Consider the following 14,138-nt stretch of genomic DNA (forward strand, 5'->3'; position numbering starts at 1 on the left):
TTGAAAGCATCTCGGAACGTCTCGGCTTGACCGGGATTGTATCCGGCGAGCCTTGGAGGAGAGCCATGGACCAGGTCATCGACAATCCCGAACAGAGCCGGTTCGAGCTCGCCCTTCCCGCGGGGACGGCGATCATCGCCTATCGGGTCGAGGGGGAGCGCATCGTCTTGATCCATACCGAGGTGCCGCAGGCGCTGTCGGGGCAGGGTGTCGGCTCAAGGCTCGCCAAGGGCGCCTTCGAGCTGATCCGGACGAGCGGGCGCAAGGTGGTGGCGCGTTGCGAGTTCATCCGCGGCTGGCTCGTCAAGCATCCGGAATATAACGACATCATCGACGGCTGACGATCGCGAAGGAGATATGATGGGCCTGCTCGTCGACGGTCAGTGGCGCGATCAATGGTACGACACCGCCAGGAGCGGCGGACGTTTCCAGCGCCAGGACAGTGCTTTCCGCAACTGGGTGACGCCGTCCGGCGAGCCGGGCCCGAGCGGCAAGGGCGGTTTCGCGGCCGAGGCCGGGCGCTATCATCTCTATGTTTCGCTCGCCTGCCCCTGGGCGCATCGCACGCTGATCTTTCGCGCGCTGAAGGGCCTCGAGGCGATGATCGACGTCTCGGTCGTCCATTGGCTGATGCTCGACCGGGGCTGGACCTTCACGGAGGGCGAGGGTGTCGTGCCCGATCCGGTCGGCGGGGCGGCATATCTGCACGAGGTCTATACGCGGGCCGATCCGCATTACACCGGCCGCGTGACGGTGCCGGTGCTGTGGGACAAGGCGACCGGCAGCATCGTCAGCAACGAATCCTCCGAGATCATCCGGATGTTCAATGCGGCGTTCGACGGTGTCGGCGCGAAGCCCGGCGATTTCTACCCTGCGGCTCTGCGCACGGACATCGATGCGCTGAACGAGCGCATCTACGGAAGCGTCAACAACGGTGTCTACAAGGCCGGCTTCGCGACGACGCAGGCAGCCTATGAGGAGGCGGTCACCCCGCTTTTCGAGACGCTGGACTGGCTGGAGGAACGGCTGGAGACCCGGCGCTTCCTCACCGGGGACACCATCACCGAGGCCGACTGGCGGCTCTTCACCACCTTGATCCGGTTCGATGCGGTCTATGTCGGCCACTTCAAGTGCAACATCCGTCGCATCGCGGACTATCCCCGCCTGGTCGCCTATCTGCGGGCGCTGCTGGCCATCGAGGGCGTCGCGGCGACCGTCGATCTCGGGCACATCAAGCGGCATTATTACGAGAGCCACCGCACCATCAATCCGAGCGGCATCGTGCCTGCAGGGCCGGATCTTGCCGGGTTGCTCGGCGGCTGAATGAAGAACGTCATTCTCGGGCGGAGCGTAGCGCAGACCCGAGAATCTCCTGCAAGAGATGCTCGAGGCAAGTCCGAGCATGACGTCATCTACGCCTTTTTCCGCCGCGCGGCGGGGCGTTTCTTGCGGCCGTAGAGTTCGAGCCGGTGGCGGACGAGTTCGTAGCCGAGCTCAGCGGCGATGCGGCGCTGCAATTCCTCGATCGCGTCCGATGAGAACTCGATCACCTGACCGCTCTCGATATCGATCAGATGGTCGTGATGCTCCTGGTCGGCATGCTCGTAACGCGAGACACCATCCTCGAAGGCATGGCGTTCGATCGCGCCTTGCGTCTCCAGCACCTTCATGGTGCGATAGACCGTGGAGAGCGAGAGCGTCGGATCATGCGCGAAGGCGCGGGTGAAGATCCCCTTGGCGTCGGGATGGTCGTCGGCTTCCGCCAGCACGCGCAGGATCAGCCGGCGCTGCTGCGTCATCCGCAACCCGGCACCCCTGAGCTGGCCCTCGAAATCGGCCACGCGGCGTTCGACTCCCGTCATGACGCCGGCATAGCAACTCTGCGTCGCATGCGCAAAAATCCTTATTGCAAATCACTCGCAACTGCATTGACAGATGCAAGTGCGTTGCAATAGCGTGATGGCATGGTTGGACATCCGACAGGAGACGGCATGCGTTCGCGTCGATCTTTCATGGCTCTGGGGGCCGTCGTGCTGCTGGGCGGCGGATTTGCACTCGGCTCCGGGGCCGTGCAGGCACAGGAGAAGAAGCTGCGCGTCGTCACGACATTCACGGTGATCCAAGATATCGCGCAGAATGTCGCGGGAGACGCTGCCGTGGTCGAATCGATCACCAAGCCCGGCGCTGAAATCCATGATTACCAGCCGACGCCGCTCGACGTGGTGAAGGCGCAGTCGGCCGATCTGGTGCTCTGGAACGGCATGAACCTCGAACGCTGGTTCGAGCGCTTCTTCGAGAATGTGAAGAGCGTGAAGAGCACGGTCGTGACCGAGGGCATCGAGCCGATGGGGATCAAGGAGGGCCCCTATGAGGGCAAGCCCAACCCGCATGCCTGGATGTCGACCAAGAACGCGTTGATCTATGTCGAAAACATCCGCAAGGCGATGGCTGAGGCCGATCCGGCCAAGGCGGAGATCTATGCCCGCAATGCGCAGGCGTATTCCGACAGGATCAAGGCGGTCGATGCGCCCCTGCGCGCGCGGCTCGACAAGGTGCCGGCCGACAAGCGCTGGCTGGTTTCGAGCGAAGGCGCGTTCAGCTATCTCGCCCGCGACTATGGCTGGCGCGAGGCCTATCTCTGGCCGATCAATGCCGACCAGCAGGGCACGCCGCAGCAGGTGCGGCGGCTGATCGACCTCGTCCGCAAGAACAAGATCCCGGCCCTGTTCAGCGAAAGCACGATCTCGGACAAGGCGGCCAAACAGGTCGCGCGCGAGACCGGCGCCCGCTATGGCGGCGTGCTCTATGTCGATTCGCTCTCGGCCGGGGACGGGCCGGTGCCGACCTATCTGAAGCTGCTCGAAGTCACCGTCGACACCATCGCCAAGGGTTTCGGCCAGTGAATGCTCCTGCGACCGGCCTTCCCGACGTGACGCCCTCGATTGCGGTCGAGAGCGTCACGGTGCGCTACGGCAACGGCGTGACGGCGGTGAACGATGCCTCCTTCGCGCTTGGCGCCGGCACGATCTGCGCGCTCGTCGGCATCAACGGCTCCGGCAAGTCGACACTGTTCAAGACGCTGATGGGCTTTCTGAAGCCGGCGCGGGGTTCGGTCTCGATCGCCGGCCTGCCGGTGCGCCAGGCCCTGAAGCGCGGGCTCGTCGCCTATGTGCCGCAGGCCGAGGAGGTCGACTGGACCTTTCCGGTCCTGGTCGAGGACGTCGTGATGATGGGCCGCTATGGCCATATGGGCTTCCTGCGCATCGCGGGCCAGGCGGATCGCGCTGCCGTCGACCAGGCGCTGGGCCGCGTCAACATGCTGGAGTTCCGCAAGCGCCAGATCGGCGAATTGTCGGGCGGGCAGCGCAAGCGTGTCTTCCTGGCGCGGGCGCTGGCGCAGGGCGGGCAGGTCATCCTGCTCGACGAGCCCTTCACCGGCGTCGACGTCAAGACCGAGGACGCGATCGTCGCGCTGATGCGCGAGCTCAGGGCCGAGGGGCGGCTGATGCTGGTCTCGACGCATAATCTCGGTTCGATCCCTGATTTCTGCGACCAGGTCGTGATCATCAACCGCACCGTGCTGGCGGCGGGGCCGACCGCAACCACCTTCACCCATGACAATCTGCAGCGCGCCTTCGGTGGTGCGCTCCGGCATTTCCGCCTGGGCGGCGCCGATCTGCACGACGACGCGGATGAGCGCCGCGTCACCGTCATCACCGATGACGAGCGCCCGCTCGTGCTCTACGGCAAGCACGACAGCGAGACGCTGGCCGGCAGCAAGGCGAATGGCGGGGCGGTGGATAGCGGGAAACCGGATCGCGCGAAGGACCCCGCGCCATGATGGAATTGCTGCTGGAACCGTTCGGCTATCAATACATGGTCCGGGCGATCTGGGTCTCGGCGCTGGTCGGCGGGGTCTGCGCCTTCCTGTCCTGCTTCCTGATGCTGAAGGGCTGGTCGCTGATGGGCGATGCGCTGGCGCATGCGATCGTGCCCGGCGTCGCGCTGGCCTATCTGCTCAAGGTGCCCTATGCGGCCGGCGCCTTCTTCTCCGGGCTTTTGGCGGCGCTCGCCATGGCGCTGGTCAGGGTGCGCACGCAGCTGCGCGAGGACGCGGTCATCGGCATCGTCTTCACCACCTTCTTCGCAACCGGGCTGCTGATCGTCTCGATCAACCCGACCTCGGTCAACGTCCAGTCGATCGTGCTCGGCAATATCCTCGGCATCTCCGACGAGGACGTCGTCCAGGTCGCGATCATCGCCGCGGTCTCGCTCGTCGTGCTGGTGGCGCGCTGGCGCGACCTGATGCTGGTCTTCTTCGACGAGAACCAGGCGCGGGCCGTCGGCCTCTCGCCGACCTGCATGAAAGCCCTGTTCTTCGCCCTGCTCAGCGCCTGTACGGTCGCGGCATTGCAGACGGTCGGGGCCGTGCTGGTGATTGCCATGGTGATCACGCCCGGTGCCACCGCCTATCTGCTCAGCGACCGTTTCGGCCGGCTGATCTGGATCGCGGTATTGCTCGGGGTCATCACCAGCGCGGCCGGCGCCTATGCCAGCTATTTCCTCGACGGCTCGACCGGCGGGCTGATCGTGGTGTTCCAGACCATCCTGTTCCTGCTCGCCTTCGTCTTCGCGCCCAAGCATGGCCGGTTGGCGGCCGCGCGCGCGGCACGGGCCGTGTCGGAGACGGCCCCATGAGCCTCGTCGAAACCTGGCTCATTGCCCCGCTGGCGCATGAATTCATGCAGCGCGGGCTGGTCGTTGCCGTGCTGGTCGGCATCGTCTGCGCGGTCCTGTCCTGCTTCCTGATCCTCAAGGGCTGGTCGCTGATGGGGGACGCCGTCTCGCATGCGGTGCTGCCGGGCATCGTGCTGGCGCAGGTCGCGGGGCTGCCGCTGGCGGCCGGCGCCTTCGTCGCGGGCCTCGGCTGCGCGCTCGGCATCGGCTACCTCAAGGAGAACAGCCGGGTGAAGGAGGACACGGTGATGGGCATCGTCTTCTCCGGCATGTTCGCGCTCGGCCTCGTCATGTTCGTCAAGGTCGACAGCGACCAGCATCTGCTGCACGTCCTGTTCGGCAACATGCTCGGCGTGCGCTGGGAGGACATCGCCGAGACGGCGGCGATCGCGGTACCGACGATCGCGATCATGCTGGCGAAGCGGCGCGACTTCCTGCTGCTCGCCTTCGACCCGGCCCATGCGCGGGCGATCGGGCTGCCGGTGCGTTTGCTGAACTTTGGCCTGCTGATGCTGCTGGCTTTGACCATCGTGGCGGCACTGAAGGCGGTGGGCATTATCCTCGTCGTCGCCATGTTGATCGCGCCCGGCGCCATCGGTTTCCTGACGACGCGGCGTTTTGATGCGATGCTCGCGGTCGCGGTTGGCGTGGCGACGCTGTCGAGCGTGCTGGGCACGATCCTGAGCTTCCATCTCGACGGGGCGACCGGGCCCTGCATCGTCGTGGTCCAGGCGGTGTTCTTCCTTGCGGCGCTGGGGTTCAACCTGCGCCGTTCCGCCCGGCGGGCGGCGGCTGCCTGATCAGGCAGCCTCCAGGTCGGCCCCGTCGCTGTTCGTATCGTCCTGCGCTCGCGTGACGGTGACAGTCTGCGCCAGGCACTGGCAGTTGAACTGGCTGGTGAGGAAGGCGATGTCGGCGGCGTCACGGCCGCTGGCGATCCGGACCATGCCCTCGATGGGGGCCAGCCGCGTCGGATCGACGAGCCACCAGCGCCCATCGAGATAGACCTCGAAGATGGCGTGGAAATCCGGCGGGTCGAGATCGAGCGCATAGGCGCTGACGGCCCGCGCCGGGATGTTGAGCGCCCGCGTCAGCGCGATGCCGAGATGGCTGAAGTCACGGCAGACGCCGGCGCGGTCGATGAAGGTCTGCTCGGCCGTGGTCTGGGCGTGGCTGACGCCGTGGACATAGTCGAGATGCTCATGGAGCCAGTCGAGGACGGCGAGAATGCGCGCTCCGCCGCCCTCGATCGCGCGGAATTCACGCTGGGCAAAGCGCATGAACTCGTCCGAGGGCGAGAACCGGCTCGGCAGCAGATAGGGCAGCACGTCCTGCGGCAGCTCCGACCAGTCGTGCTGGCGCGCCTGCGGCCCGAGCGGGACGCGCTCGCCATTGTCGACGAGCGCCCGGTAGCTGATCTCGACCTGGCCCGAGAGAGCGGTCCGGAAACGGCGCTCGCCGGTGACGGGGTCCTGGTCGCGGACGAGGACGGCGTCGGGCGAGATCACCAGGCTTTCCGAGATGATCGTCTGATCGGCCGAGCGCGCCGCCTCGATCGCGGCGATGACCTGCGTCGCGCTGTCGAAGCCATAGGTCAGCGTCGCCGACAGGTTGAGTTTCATGGTCGCCCCCGGGTGCATCGCAACATGGAAGTCCGGGCAACGCCATTGCGGTGCGGAAGTTCCGGCTGCGAGCTATGCCGCCTGTGCGGCGATCCCGATCTCCGGCGCGATACCGGCGAGGATGTCGAACGACCGTTTCCGCGCCTCATGGTCGAAGATCGGCGCGGTCGCCATGATCTCGTCGGCTTGTGTCGCGGCGATGAACGCGCCCAGATTGCGCTTCAGCGTCTCCGGCGAGCCGATGAAGGCGTAGCGCAGCATCGAGGAGACATGGGCCTTCTCGGCCGGCGACCAGTAGGTCTCGATGTCGTCGAGCGGCGGCTGCAGCTTGCCGCGCGCACCGCGCACCATGCCGACGAAGCGCTGCTGCAGCGAGGTCGCGAGATGGCGCGCCTCGGCGTCGGTCTCGGCTGCGATGACGTTGATGCCGGGCATGGCATAGGGCCTGTCGAGCTGCTCCGAGGGCTTGAAGCGCTCGCGATAGACCGACAGCGCCTGCATCAGCGCATCGGGCGCGAAATGCGAGGCGAAGGCATAGGGCAGCCCGAGTTCGGCGGCGAGCTGCGCGCCGAACAGGCTGGAGCCGAGAATCCAGAGCGGCACGTTCAGCCCGGCGCCGGGCACGGCCTGGATCGCCTGGTTCGGCCCGGCCGGAGCGAAGAAGGCCTGCACCTCGAGGACATCCTGCGGGAAGGAATCCGCCGACATCGGGTTGCGCCTGAGTGCGCGCATGGTGAGCTGGTCGGTTCCCGGCGCGCGACCGAGGCCGAGATCGATGCGGCCGGGGAACAGGGCTTCGAGCGTGCCGAACTGCTCGGCGATGACCAGCGGGGCGTGGTTCGGCAGCATGATCCCGCCGGCGCCGATCCGCATCGTCTTCGTCGCGGCGGCGAGCTGGCCGATCACCACGGCGGTCGCGGCGCTGGCGATGCCAGTCATGTTGTGATGCTCGGCCACCCAATAGCGCTTGTAGCCGAGAGCCTCGGCGTGGCGGGCGAGATCGATCGAGGCGCGGAGCGCATCGCCCGGCTCCTGTCCTTCACGGACGGGGACGAGGTCGAGAACGGAGATGGCGACCATGGGGGCCTCTGCTTGGGCCCGTTGGCGGAGCCGGTGGAGTCTGCCTCTAGATGGGGAGGCGGGCGCCGCCGGTCCAGAGGCGGCGCCGGCCCGTCATGGCGCGTCTGCGCCGGCGTTCTGGCCGGGCGGCGAGGAGGCTGGTCGTTCGCCGGCCAGCGCGGCGCAGAGCGTCGGTGCGATCCGGCGATAGGCGCGCTCGTAATCGGCGAGATGCAGGCCATCGATCAGGGCATCGTCGTCAGCAAAGGTGCCGGCGACACGGCAGGAGGCGTTGCTAAGGCAGGAGGTTTCGGCTGCTGACCCGATGCCGGCGATGGCTTCCGCCGAGAAGTCGACGACCTGCCGGGTGTCCATGCGCGGCAGGCCGGTCACGATGACGAGGTCCGTCCTGTGCGACAGCCGCTTCAAAAGCGAGCGGAAGGTGTGGCGGAAGCGGGCTGAGGCCTCGGGCGGATCGCGGAAACGCTTGCGATTGGCGTCATTGGTGCCGACCGTCAGGATGATCGCGCGGGGAGGGCGCGGCAAGGCGAGCTCGGCCAGGATGTCGTCGGTGTCGCGCGTGGTCGCGCCATGGATGCCGGCATTGACCAGCGGCAGGCCGCAGAGTTCGCGGGCGCGCCAGCGTGCGACATGGGAATCGCCCGCCGCCAGCAAATAGTCGCCCTCGACCCGTCGAAGGTCGGTCGTGATCTGCGCGAGGCGCTGGTCGCGATAAGAGGATGGCGGAGCCGAGACGCGGCCGATCGCGAAGCCAGCCAGCGAGCCGAAGATCAGGGCGAGCGGAAGGATCACGATGATCGTCGCCAGCAGGCGAGGCGCGAAGACGGCTGTGGCTGGCGGCGGGGCGAGCGGGGGCGCGGGGAACCGTCCCGTCATGGCCGGCCTCCAGGAACGGCCGCCGGGCAAGCGGTCCTGGCGGAGGAGGGCGGCAGCGGCCGGCCGGTGACGGGATCGCGATAGCCGCCATGCCGGCAGATCGCGCCGTCGCGCGGTGTGAGGCCGTCCTGCCTCAGCAAAGCGGGGAGGGCCCAGAGCCAGAGACCGACCGCGCCGAGCAGGGCGATGCCGGCGCAGACCCGCATGAGTGTGCAGCGAAGGCGCGATGCGGCCGGGGCCGCAGGGAGGGAAAGCTCGATCATGACGACAACGAGGCGCGGCGGTCCGGCTGGTTCTGTGGCCGTCTCTTTTCCGGATGACGTCTGGCGGCGCGCTTCTGGTATCGTTGCTTTTCCGCACCCGGTGCGGGAAACGATTGGAAACATTTCCGGCCACGACCTTGCCGCGGGTCGTGGCTAGAGCATGCTCCAACGATGTGATGGAGCGCAAATTCCGTCCGTTCGGCCGGTTGCGGTCGAAGGGGCGGGCGCCAGAGCCAGCCGATGACAAGAACCCCGCATATCCTCATCGTCGAGGACGATCGCGAGATCGCGACGCTGGTGTCGCGCTTCCTGCGCAACAATGATTTTCGCGTCAGAGCGGTCGCGAACGGGCGCGAGATGGATGTCGCACTCCGGGACGGACGCTTCGACCTGATCGTGCTCGACCTGATGCTGCCGGGCGAGGATGGGCTGAGCCTGTGCCGCAGGCTGCGCAATGACGGCGCGATGCCGATCATCATGCTCACCGCCAAGGGCGAGGAGATCGACCGCATCCTCGGGCTGGAGATGGGAGCCGACGACTATCTGGTGAAGCCCTTCAACCCGCGCGAGCTGCTCGCGCGCATCCGCGCCGTGCTGCGGCGGGCCGGCGGCACGCCTGCGCCGGAGGTCGGCGAAAGCTCGATGCTCGCCTTCGCCGGCTGGCAGCTCGACAAGGCCGTGCGCCGGCTCCTCAACCCGGCCGGGGAACGCGTCGCACTGACCGGGGCCGAGCTCGATCTCCTGCTCGCCTTCTGCGAGCGTCCGCGCCGCGTCCTGTCGCGGGACCAGCTCCTCGACCTGACGCAGGGCCGGGCAGCGGCGCCGTTCGAGCGCTCGATCGACGTGCTCGTCAGCCGCCTGCGCCAGAAGATGGAGCGCAATCCGCGCGAGCCCGAGCTGATCCAGACCATCCGCTCCGGCGGCTACATGTTCTCGCCGGAGATTCAGTCCTCGCCGGAGAATCCGGGCGGATGAAACGGCTCCTGCTGCGCCTGCTGCCCGCGCGGGCCGCCGCGCAGATCACGGTCATCGCCATCGGCTCGCTGGTGCTTGCCAATCTGGTGACGATCGCGGCGCTGGTGGTGCTGCTGCCGCCGGAACTCAAGCGCATTCCGAACCTGCCCTATGTGACACAGCTCGTTTCGATCGGTCAGATGGTCGTGGCTGCGCCGACACCGGAAGCCAAGGCCGCGATCATCGAGACGGCGCTGGTGGCACATCCGAAGTTGGCGCCTCTGCCTGCCGGTGCCAGGGCGACCACGGGCAGGCTGCCTCCGCCGGATGAACAGATGCTCGACAGCGTCACGGAGATGCTGGGCGGCGCGGCCGAGGTGCTGGTGCTCGACAAGCCCGAGGGCCAGCGCGGACCGGCACCCGTCGGTCTGCGCTTCCGCGACGGGACCGGCCTGGTGATGTCGCCCGATCCGATGATGCGGCCACCGCGTGCCTCCGCCTTCATCGGCTATCTCGTGGTGATGCTTGCCTTGCTGGCTTTTCTCGTCGGGCTGCTGTCGCTCTGGGCGGCGCGCGCGGTGGCCTCGCCGCTGTCGCGCCTGGCTGCGGCGGTCGACCGCTTCGACCCCGACCGCGACGACATCGCCGCCGCCGAACAGGGGCCGAGCGAGGTCAAGCGGCTCGCCCGCGCCTTCGGGGGGATGGCTGCACGCATCCGGCGGCTGGTCGACGACCGCACCCGGATGCTGGCAGCCGTCAGCCATGACCTGCGCACGCCGATCACCCGGCTGCGGCTGCGGGCCGACGAGATCGCCGACGACAAGCAGCGCCGTGCGATCCTCGCCGATCTCGCCCTGATGGAGCGGATGGTCGGTGGAGCCCTGTCCTATCTGCGCGAGGGGCGTGCGTCGGGCAGCATGGCGGCGACCGACATTCCGGCGCTGCTCCAGACGATCTGCGACGATTTCGCCGATCTCGGCCACATCGTCGTCTTCGAGGGACCGATGCGGGCCTCGGCGCTGTGCGATTCCGACCAGATGACGCGCGCCGTCACCAACCTCGTCGATAATGCGATCAAGTTCGGCGGCAAGGTCGTGGTCAGGCTCGACGACAGCGAGCCGGATGCGGTCATCGTCCTCGTCGAGGATGATGGGCCGGGTATCGCGCCAGACGAGCGCGAGAAGGTGTTCGAGCCGTTCTACCGCAGCGATCTGGCGCGGACACTGAAGCAGGGCAGCGGCTTCGGGCTGGGGCTGGCGATCGTGCGCGCCATCGCCGAGGCGCATCGCGGCGAGCTGACCCTGGCCGAGCGGCAAGGGGGCGGCCTGTCGGCGCGGATCGCCTGGCCGCGCCGTCTCTAACGGAACGCGACCGACGCTCACGCGTTGCTTTCGCAGGGCCAAGCCAATGGGCTGGGCCATTCGCAAGGGGGTCGCCATGACGACGAGCACAAATCCAGCCAAGGAAAGCCTGCGCAAGGAACAGCAGCAACAGCGTCAGGCCAGCCGCAGGCAAGGCAAGGACGCCGAGCTGACCCGGGCGCTGGAGGATACCTTCCCGGCGAGCGACCCGGTCGCGGCCGAAGCGCCGATCAAATCGGGCTCCAGTCGCAAGCGCCATTGAGGAACGCGTTTGGGCGAACGCCGGTGTGGTCTGGCGTCAGGCGCGCTGGTAGAGCAGTCGCGCCCTGATCGTGCCTTCGAGCGCGGCGATTTCGCGCAGGATATCGCGGGCATCGGCGCCGATGCTGTCCGCTTCCATCACGACATAGCCGACCTCGCCGTCGGTCTGGTAGTTCTGCGCGGCGATGTTGACGTCGCGGTTGGCGAAGACGTCGTTCAGGCGCCGCAGCATGCCCGGCACATTGCGCTGGACATGGATGAAGCGCGTGCCGACGGCGCGCGGGGCGAGCTGCACCTGCGGGAAATTGACCGCGCCGACCGTCGATCCGACATCGGAATAGTCGATCAGCTTGCGCGCGACCTCGGCACCGATGCGCTCCTGCGCCTCTTCGGTCGAGCCGCCGATATGCGGGGTCAGGATGACGTTCTGGAGCCCCTGCAGCGGCGAGACGAAACGGTCGGCGTTGGAGGCCGGCTCGACCGGGAAGACATCGACGGCCGCTCCGGCGAGATGTCCGCTGCGCAGCGCCGCGGCCAGCGCATTGAGATCGACCACCGTGCCGCGCGAATTGTTGATCAGATAGGCGCCGGACTTCATCTTCGCGATCTGTTCGGCGCCGATCATGCCGGCCGTCTGCGGCGTCTCGGGCACATGCAGCGAGACGATATCGGCAAAGCCGAGCAGATCGTCGAGGCTCGGCACCGAATCGGTGTTGCCGTGGCGCAGGCGGTCGGTCTGGTCGAAATAGACGACGCGCATGCCCATCGCCTCGGCCAGCGTCGAGAGCTGGCTGCCGATATTGCCGTAGCCGACGATGCCGAGGATCTTGCCGCGGACCTCGAAGGCGCCGTTGGCGGATTTGTCCCAGCCGCCGTCATGGGCGGAGCGCGAGCGGTCCGGAATCCGGCGCAGCAGCATGACGATTTCGCCGATCGTCAGTTCGGCGACGCTGCGGGTGTTGGAGAAGGGGGCGTTGAAGATGGGCACGCCGCGATTGCGCGCGGCCTGCAGATCGACCTGGTTCGTCCCGACCGAGAAGCAGCCGACCGCAAAAAGCCGGCTGGCCTGGGCGAAGATCTCTTCGGTCAATTGCGTGCGCGAGCGGATGCCGAGCACATGCACGCCCTCGATGGCCTTGAGCAGGGCGTCGCGGTCGAGCGCCTTGGGCAGGCGCGTCATGTTGGTGTAGCCGGCATTCAGCAGCAGATCTGCGGCGGAATCGTTGATGCCTTCCAGCAGCAGGACCTTGATGCGGTCCTTGGACAGGGACAGGCGTTCGCGGGGCATGGTCATCGGGGAACGATCGGTCTTGGCGCAAAGGGGGACTGGCGCAAGGAAGAACAGGCGCAAGTGAAGTCTTGGCGCAAGTGAGTCTCGGGGGCGGAGCGCCCGCTATAGACCCGCTGCGGCGCGACACAACCTGATTTTGCGATCTGCCGCCGGCAAGGCAGTCACGCCTTCTCGACCACAAGTGTCGCACCCTCGACGCGCACGACGCGAATCTCGCTGCCGGCCAGCAATTCGGGGCCGGTGACGCGCCAGGATGAATCGCCGACGCGGATGCGGCCCTCGCCGCCGGCCATCGTGGCTTCGAGCCGGAAGACCTTGCCGATGAGCTGGCGGCCACGGTCGTTGAGGCCGGTGGCGGCATCGGGCTCCTCGCCCTTGCGGCGCGTCAGCAGGCGCCCGACCACCACGCTGACGAGGCTGAAGCCGGCGAAGACCAGTGCCGCCGCCTCCCAACCGATATTGACGAGTCCGACGACCGCGCCCGTCAGCAGCGCCGCAAGCCCGAGCCAGAGCAGGAAGATGCCCGGCGCGAAGACCTCGCCGCCGATCAGGACGAGGCCGAGGATGACCCAGCCCCAGGCCCCCAGCCACAGGATCGAGGACGCCATCGCTCGCTCCTCAGGCGCTGCGGCCGGCGGGAGGCACGGAGCCGCCGCGCCGGGTTTCGGCCGCGTCGTCGCCGAAGACGGCGCGGGTGAGCTGCGCGATGCCGCCGACCGTGCCGGCGAGCGCGGCGGCCTCGATCGGCACGATCACGACCTTGCTGTTGGGGGCGGTGGCAATGGCTTTCAGCGCGTCGGTGTAGCGCTCTGCGACCAGGAAGTTCGCGGCCTGGATGTCGCCCTTGCCGATTGCCTCCGAGATCATGGCGGTCGCGGCAGCCTCGGCCTGGGCCGAGCGCTCGCGCGCCTCGGCATCGCGGAAAGCGGCTTCCTTGCGGCCTTCGGCGGCAAGGATCTGCGCCTGCTTCATGCCCTCGGCCTTGAGAATTTCGGCCTGGCGCATGCCGTCGGCCTCGAGCACGGCGGCGCGCTTCTCGCGCTCGGCCTTCATCTGGCGGTTCATCGCGCCGACGATGTCGGCCGGCGGCAGGATGTCGCGGATCTCGATGCGGGTGACCTTGACGCCCCAAGGCGAGGCGGCGGCGTCCATGACGCGCAGCAACCGCTCGTTGATCTCGTCGCGATGCGAGAGGAGCTGGTCGAGGTCCATCGAGCCGACGACGGTGCGGATATTGGTCATGGTCAGCGTGATCAGCGCGTCGTCGAGCGCGGAAACCTCGTAGCGGGCCTTGGCGGCGTCGAGGATCTGGTAGAAGGCGGCGGCGTCGATGCGGACGCCGGCATTGTCCTTGGTGATGGCCTCCTGCGAGGGAATGTCGAGCACCTGCTCCATGACATTCACCTTGTGGCCGATGCGATCGATATAGGGCACGATCAGGTTGAGGCCGGCGCTGAGCGTGCGCGAGTAACGGCCGAAACGCTCTACCGTATAATTATAGCCCTGCGGCACCGTCTTCACCAGGAAGGCGATGGTGATGACGACGAGCAGGACGAGCACGATGACGAAGATGCTGAAACCCGGCAAGGTGTCCATCCAACGCTTCCCCTGATCCGATCCGGCCGCTGCGGTGTTCCGCGAAGCCAATGCAACCTGACGATTGCGACAGCCCAATGCAAGTTTGGCGGCGCGC

Annotated in this window: 17 protein-coding genes; 9 read left to right on the forward strand and 8 right to left on the reverse strand. The window is 67.3% G+C overall.

Translation table 11 applies throughout. The annotated features are described in order from the left end of the window. The first annotated feature begins 65 nt into the window (after nucleotides 1-65). Together C8D03_RS13315 and C8D03_RS13320 are read left to right on the forward strand one after the other, a co-directional pair. Entirely contained in the window at nucleotides 66-341 is a 276-nt protein-coding gene (locus tag C8D03_RS13315; RefSeq protein ID WP_108046707.1) for a GNAT family N-acetyltransferase, read from the forward strand. 19 nt (nucleotides 342-360) lie between these two features. Then, nucleotides 361-1,323 (forward strand): glutathione S-transferase family protein, encoded by a 963-nt coding sequence (locus tag C8D03_RS13320; RefSeq protein ID WP_108051621.1) that lies wholly within the window; start codon nucleotides 361-363, stop codon nucleotides 1,321-1,323. An 89-nt stretch (nucleotides 1,324-1,412) separates the two neighbouring features. On the opposite strand, the gene C8D03_RS13325 is transcribed toward C8D03_RS13320, so the two are convergent. After that, on the reverse strand, nucleotides 1,413-1,862 hold the full coding sequence (locus tag C8D03_RS13325) for a Fur family transcriptional regulator (protein ID WP_108046710.1): 450 nt from the start codon (nucleotides 1,860-1,862) through the stop codon (nucleotides 1,413-1,415). A gap of 129 nt (nucleotides 1,863-1,991) precedes the next feature. On the opposite strand from C8D03_RS13325, the gene C8D03_RS13330 reads away from it, so the two are divergent. From C8D03_RS13330 to C8D03_RS13345, 4 genes are read left to right on the forward strand one after another with little or no spacing between them, the layout of a single operon-like run. Continuing rightward, nucleotides 1,992-2,903, forward strand: coding sequence for a metal ABC transporter substrate-binding protein (locus tag C8D03_RS13330; RefSeq protein WP_210203922.1), 912 nt, complete (start codon nucleotides 1,992-1,994; stop codon nucleotides 2,901-2,903). Further along, nucleotides 2,900-3,841: a manganese/iron ABC transporter ATP-binding protein gene (locus tag C8D03_RS13335; protein WP_108046714.1), complete on the forward strand. Its 942-nt coding sequence runs from the start codon at nucleotides 2,900-2,902 to the stop codon at nucleotides 3,839-3,841. Before C8D03_RS13330 ends, C8D03_RS13335 begins: the two co-directional genes overlap by 4 nt. After that, nucleotides 3,838-4,698 carry a metal ABC transporter permease gene (locus C8D03_RS13340; protein WP_108046715.1) on the forward strand — a complete coding sequence of 287 codons (861 nt, stop codon included), beginning with the start codon at nucleotides 3,838-3,840 and terminating at the stop codon, nucleotides 4,696-4,698. Before C8D03_RS13335 ends, C8D03_RS13340 begins: the two co-directional genes overlap by 4 nt. Continuing rightward, nucleotides 4,695-5,537, forward strand: a complete 843-nt coding sequence (locus C8D03_RS13345; protein WP_108046717.1) for a metal ABC transporter permease — start codon at nucleotides 4,695-4,697, stop codon at nucleotides 5,535-5,537. The genes C8D03_RS13340 and C8D03_RS13345 overlap by 4 nt, the downstream gene beginning before the upstream one ends. Here the strand turns inward: C8D03_RS13345 and C8D03_RS13350 are convergent, their stop codons facing one another. The 4 genes from C8D03_RS13350 to C8D03_RS13365 all read right to left on the reverse strand — a co-directional run bounded on the left by C8D03_RS13350 (nucleotide 5,538) and on the right by C8D03_RS13365 (nucleotide 8,578). After that, on the reverse strand, nucleotides 5,538-6,359 hold the full coding sequence (locus tag C8D03_RS13350; protein ID WP_108046719.1) for a transglutaminase-like domain-containing protein: 822 nt from the start codon (nucleotides 6,357-6,359) through the stop codon (nucleotides 5,538-5,540). Nucleotides 6,360-6,431: 72 nt separating this feature from the next. Further along, nucleotides 6,432-7,439 (reverse strand): LLM class flavin-dependent oxidoreductase, encoded by a 1,008-nt coding sequence (locus C8D03_RS13355; protein WP_108046721.1) that lies wholly within the window; start codon nucleotides 7,437-7,439, stop codon nucleotides 6,432-6,434. A gap of 93 nt (nucleotides 7,440-7,532) precedes the next feature. Next, complete coding sequence (locus C8D03_RS13360) at nucleotides 7,533-8,315, reverse strand: SGNH/GDSL hydrolase family protein (protein WP_108046723.1); 783 nt, start codon at nucleotides 8,313-8,315, stop codon at nucleotides 7,533-7,535. Next, a complete protein-coding gene (locus C8D03_RS13365) occupies nucleotides 8,312-8,578 on the reverse strand; it encodes a hypothetical protein (RefSeq protein WP_210203923.1) in 267 nt (88 codons plus the stop codon). The genes C8D03_RS13360 and C8D03_RS13365 overlap by 4 nt, the downstream gene beginning before the upstream one ends. Before the next feature lie 240 nt (nucleotides 8,579-8,818). Here C8D03_RS13365 and C8D03_RS13370 point away from each other — a divergent pair, with 240 nt between their 5' ends. The 3 genes from C8D03_RS13370 (at nucleotide 8,819) to C8D03_RS13380 (ending at nucleotide 11,155) form a co-directional block, all read left to right on the forward strand. Then, complete coding sequence (locus C8D03_RS13370) at nucleotides 8,819-9,553, forward strand: response regulator (RefSeq protein WP_108046727.1); 735 nt, start codon at nucleotides 8,819-8,821, stop codon at nucleotides 9,551-9,553. Beyond that, complete coding sequence (locus C8D03_RS13375) at nucleotides 9,550-10,893, forward strand: ATP-binding protein (RefSeq protein WP_108046729.1); 1,344 nt, start codon at nucleotides 9,550-9,552, stop codon at nucleotides 10,891-10,893. The genes C8D03_RS13370 and C8D03_RS13375 overlap by 4 nt, the downstream gene beginning before the upstream one ends. Before the next feature lie 76 nt (nucleotides 10,894-10,969). Next, nucleotides 10,970-11,155 (forward strand): hypothetical protein, encoded by a 186-nt coding sequence (locus C8D03_RS13380; protein ID WP_146170171.1) that lies wholly within the window; start codon nucleotides 10,970-10,972, stop codon nucleotides 11,153-11,155. Nucleotides 11,156-11,191: 36 nt separating this feature from the next. On the opposite strand, the gene serA is transcribed toward C8D03_RS13380, so the two are convergent. From serA to C8D03_RS13395, 3 genes are all read right to left on the reverse strand, one after another. Further along, nucleotides 11,192-12,442, reverse strand: coding sequence for a phosphoglycerate dehydrogenase (gene serA / locus C8D03_RS13385; protein ID WP_108051623.1), 1,251 nt, complete (start codon nucleotides 12,440-12,442; stop codon nucleotides 11,192-11,194). A 164-nt stretch (nucleotides 12,443-12,606) separates the two neighbouring features. Continuing rightward, nucleotides 12,607-13,053: an NfeD family protein gene (locus tag C8D03_RS13390; RefSeq protein WP_108046733.1), complete on the reverse strand. Its 447-nt coding sequence runs from the start codon at nucleotides 13,051-13,053 to the stop codon at nucleotides 12,607-12,609. A gap of 10 nt (nucleotides 13,054-13,063) precedes the next feature. Beyond that, nucleotides 13,064-14,041, reverse strand: a complete 978-nt coding sequence (locus C8D03_RS13395) for an SPFH domain-containing protein (protein ID WP_108046735.1) — start codon at nucleotides 14,039-14,041, stop codon at nucleotides 13,064-13,066. Nucleotides 14,042-14,138 lie beyond the last annotated feature (97 nt).

Origin of the sequence: Bosea sp. 124 (genome assembly GCF_003046175.1) — a bacterium.
Lineage (GTDB): Bacteria > Pseudomonadota > Alphaproteobacteria > Rhizobiales > Beijerinckiaceae > Allobosea.

Bases quoted from the DNA above. Each gene is read 5' to 3' on its own strand.
- C8D03_RS13330 (WP_210203922.1), top strand. From the start codon at position 1,992: ATGCGTTCGCGTCGATCTTTCATGGCTCTGGGGGCCGTCGTGCTGCTG.
- C8D03_RS13350 (WP_108046719.1), bottom strand. From the start codon at position 6,359: ATGAAACTCAACCTGTCGGCGACGCTGACCTATGGCTTCGACAGCGCG.
- C8D03_RS13320 (WP_108051621.1), top strand. From the start codon at position 361: ATGGGCCTGCTCGTCGACGGTCAGTGGCGCGATCAATGGTACGACACC.
- C8D03_RS13365 (WP_210203923.1), bottom strand. From the start codon at position 8,578: ATGATCGAGCTTTCCCTCCCTGCGGCCCCGGCCGCATCGCGCCTTCGC.
- C8D03_RS13340 (WP_108046715.1), top strand. From the start codon at position 3,838: ATGATGGAATTGCTGCTGGAACCGTTCGGCTATCAATACATGGTCCGG.
- C8D03_RS13360 (WP_108046723.1), bottom strand. From the start codon at position 8,315: ATGACGGGACGGTTCCCCGCGCCCCCGCTCGCCCCGCCGCCAGCCACA.
- C8D03_RS13380 (WP_146170171.1), top strand. From the start codon at position 10,970: ATGACGACGAGCACAAATCCAGCCAAGGAAAGCCTGCGCAAGGAACAG.
- C8D03_RS13375 (WP_108046729.1), top strand. From the start codon at position 9,550: ATGAAACGGCTCCTGCTGCGCCTGCTGCCCGCGCGGGCCGCCGCGCAG.
- C8D03_RS13395 (WP_108046735.1), bottom strand. From the start codon at position 14,041: ATGGACACCTTGCCGGGTTTCAGCATCTTCGTCATCGTGCTCGTCCTG.
- C8D03_RS13355 (WP_108046721.1), bottom strand. From the start codon at position 7,439: ATGGTCGCCATCTCCGTTCTCGACCTCGTCCCCGTCCGTGAAGGACAG.
- serA (WP_108051623.1), bottom strand. From the start codon at position 12,442: ATGCCCCGCGAACGCCTGTCCCTGTCCAAGGACCGCATCAAGGTCCTG.
- C8D03_RS13315 (WP_108046707.1), top strand. From the start codon at position 66: ATGGACCAGGTCATCGACAATCCCGAACAGAGCCGGTTCGAGCTCGCC.
- C8D03_RS13345 (WP_108046717.1), top strand. From the start codon at position 4,695: ATGAGCCTCGTCGAAACCTGGCTCATTGCCCCGCTGGCGCATGAATTC.
- C8D03_RS13325 (WP_108046710.1), bottom strand. From the start codon at position 1,862: ATGACGGGAGTCGAACGCCGCGTGGCCGATTTCGAGGGCCAGCTCAGG.
- C8D03_RS13390 (WP_108046733.1), bottom strand. From the start codon at position 13,053: ATGGCGTCCTCGATCCTGTGGCTGGGGGCCTGGGGCTGGGTCATCCTC.
- C8D03_RS13370 (WP_108046727.1), top strand. From the start codon at position 8,819: ATGACAAGAACCCCGCATATCCTCATCGTCGAGGACGATCGCGAGATC.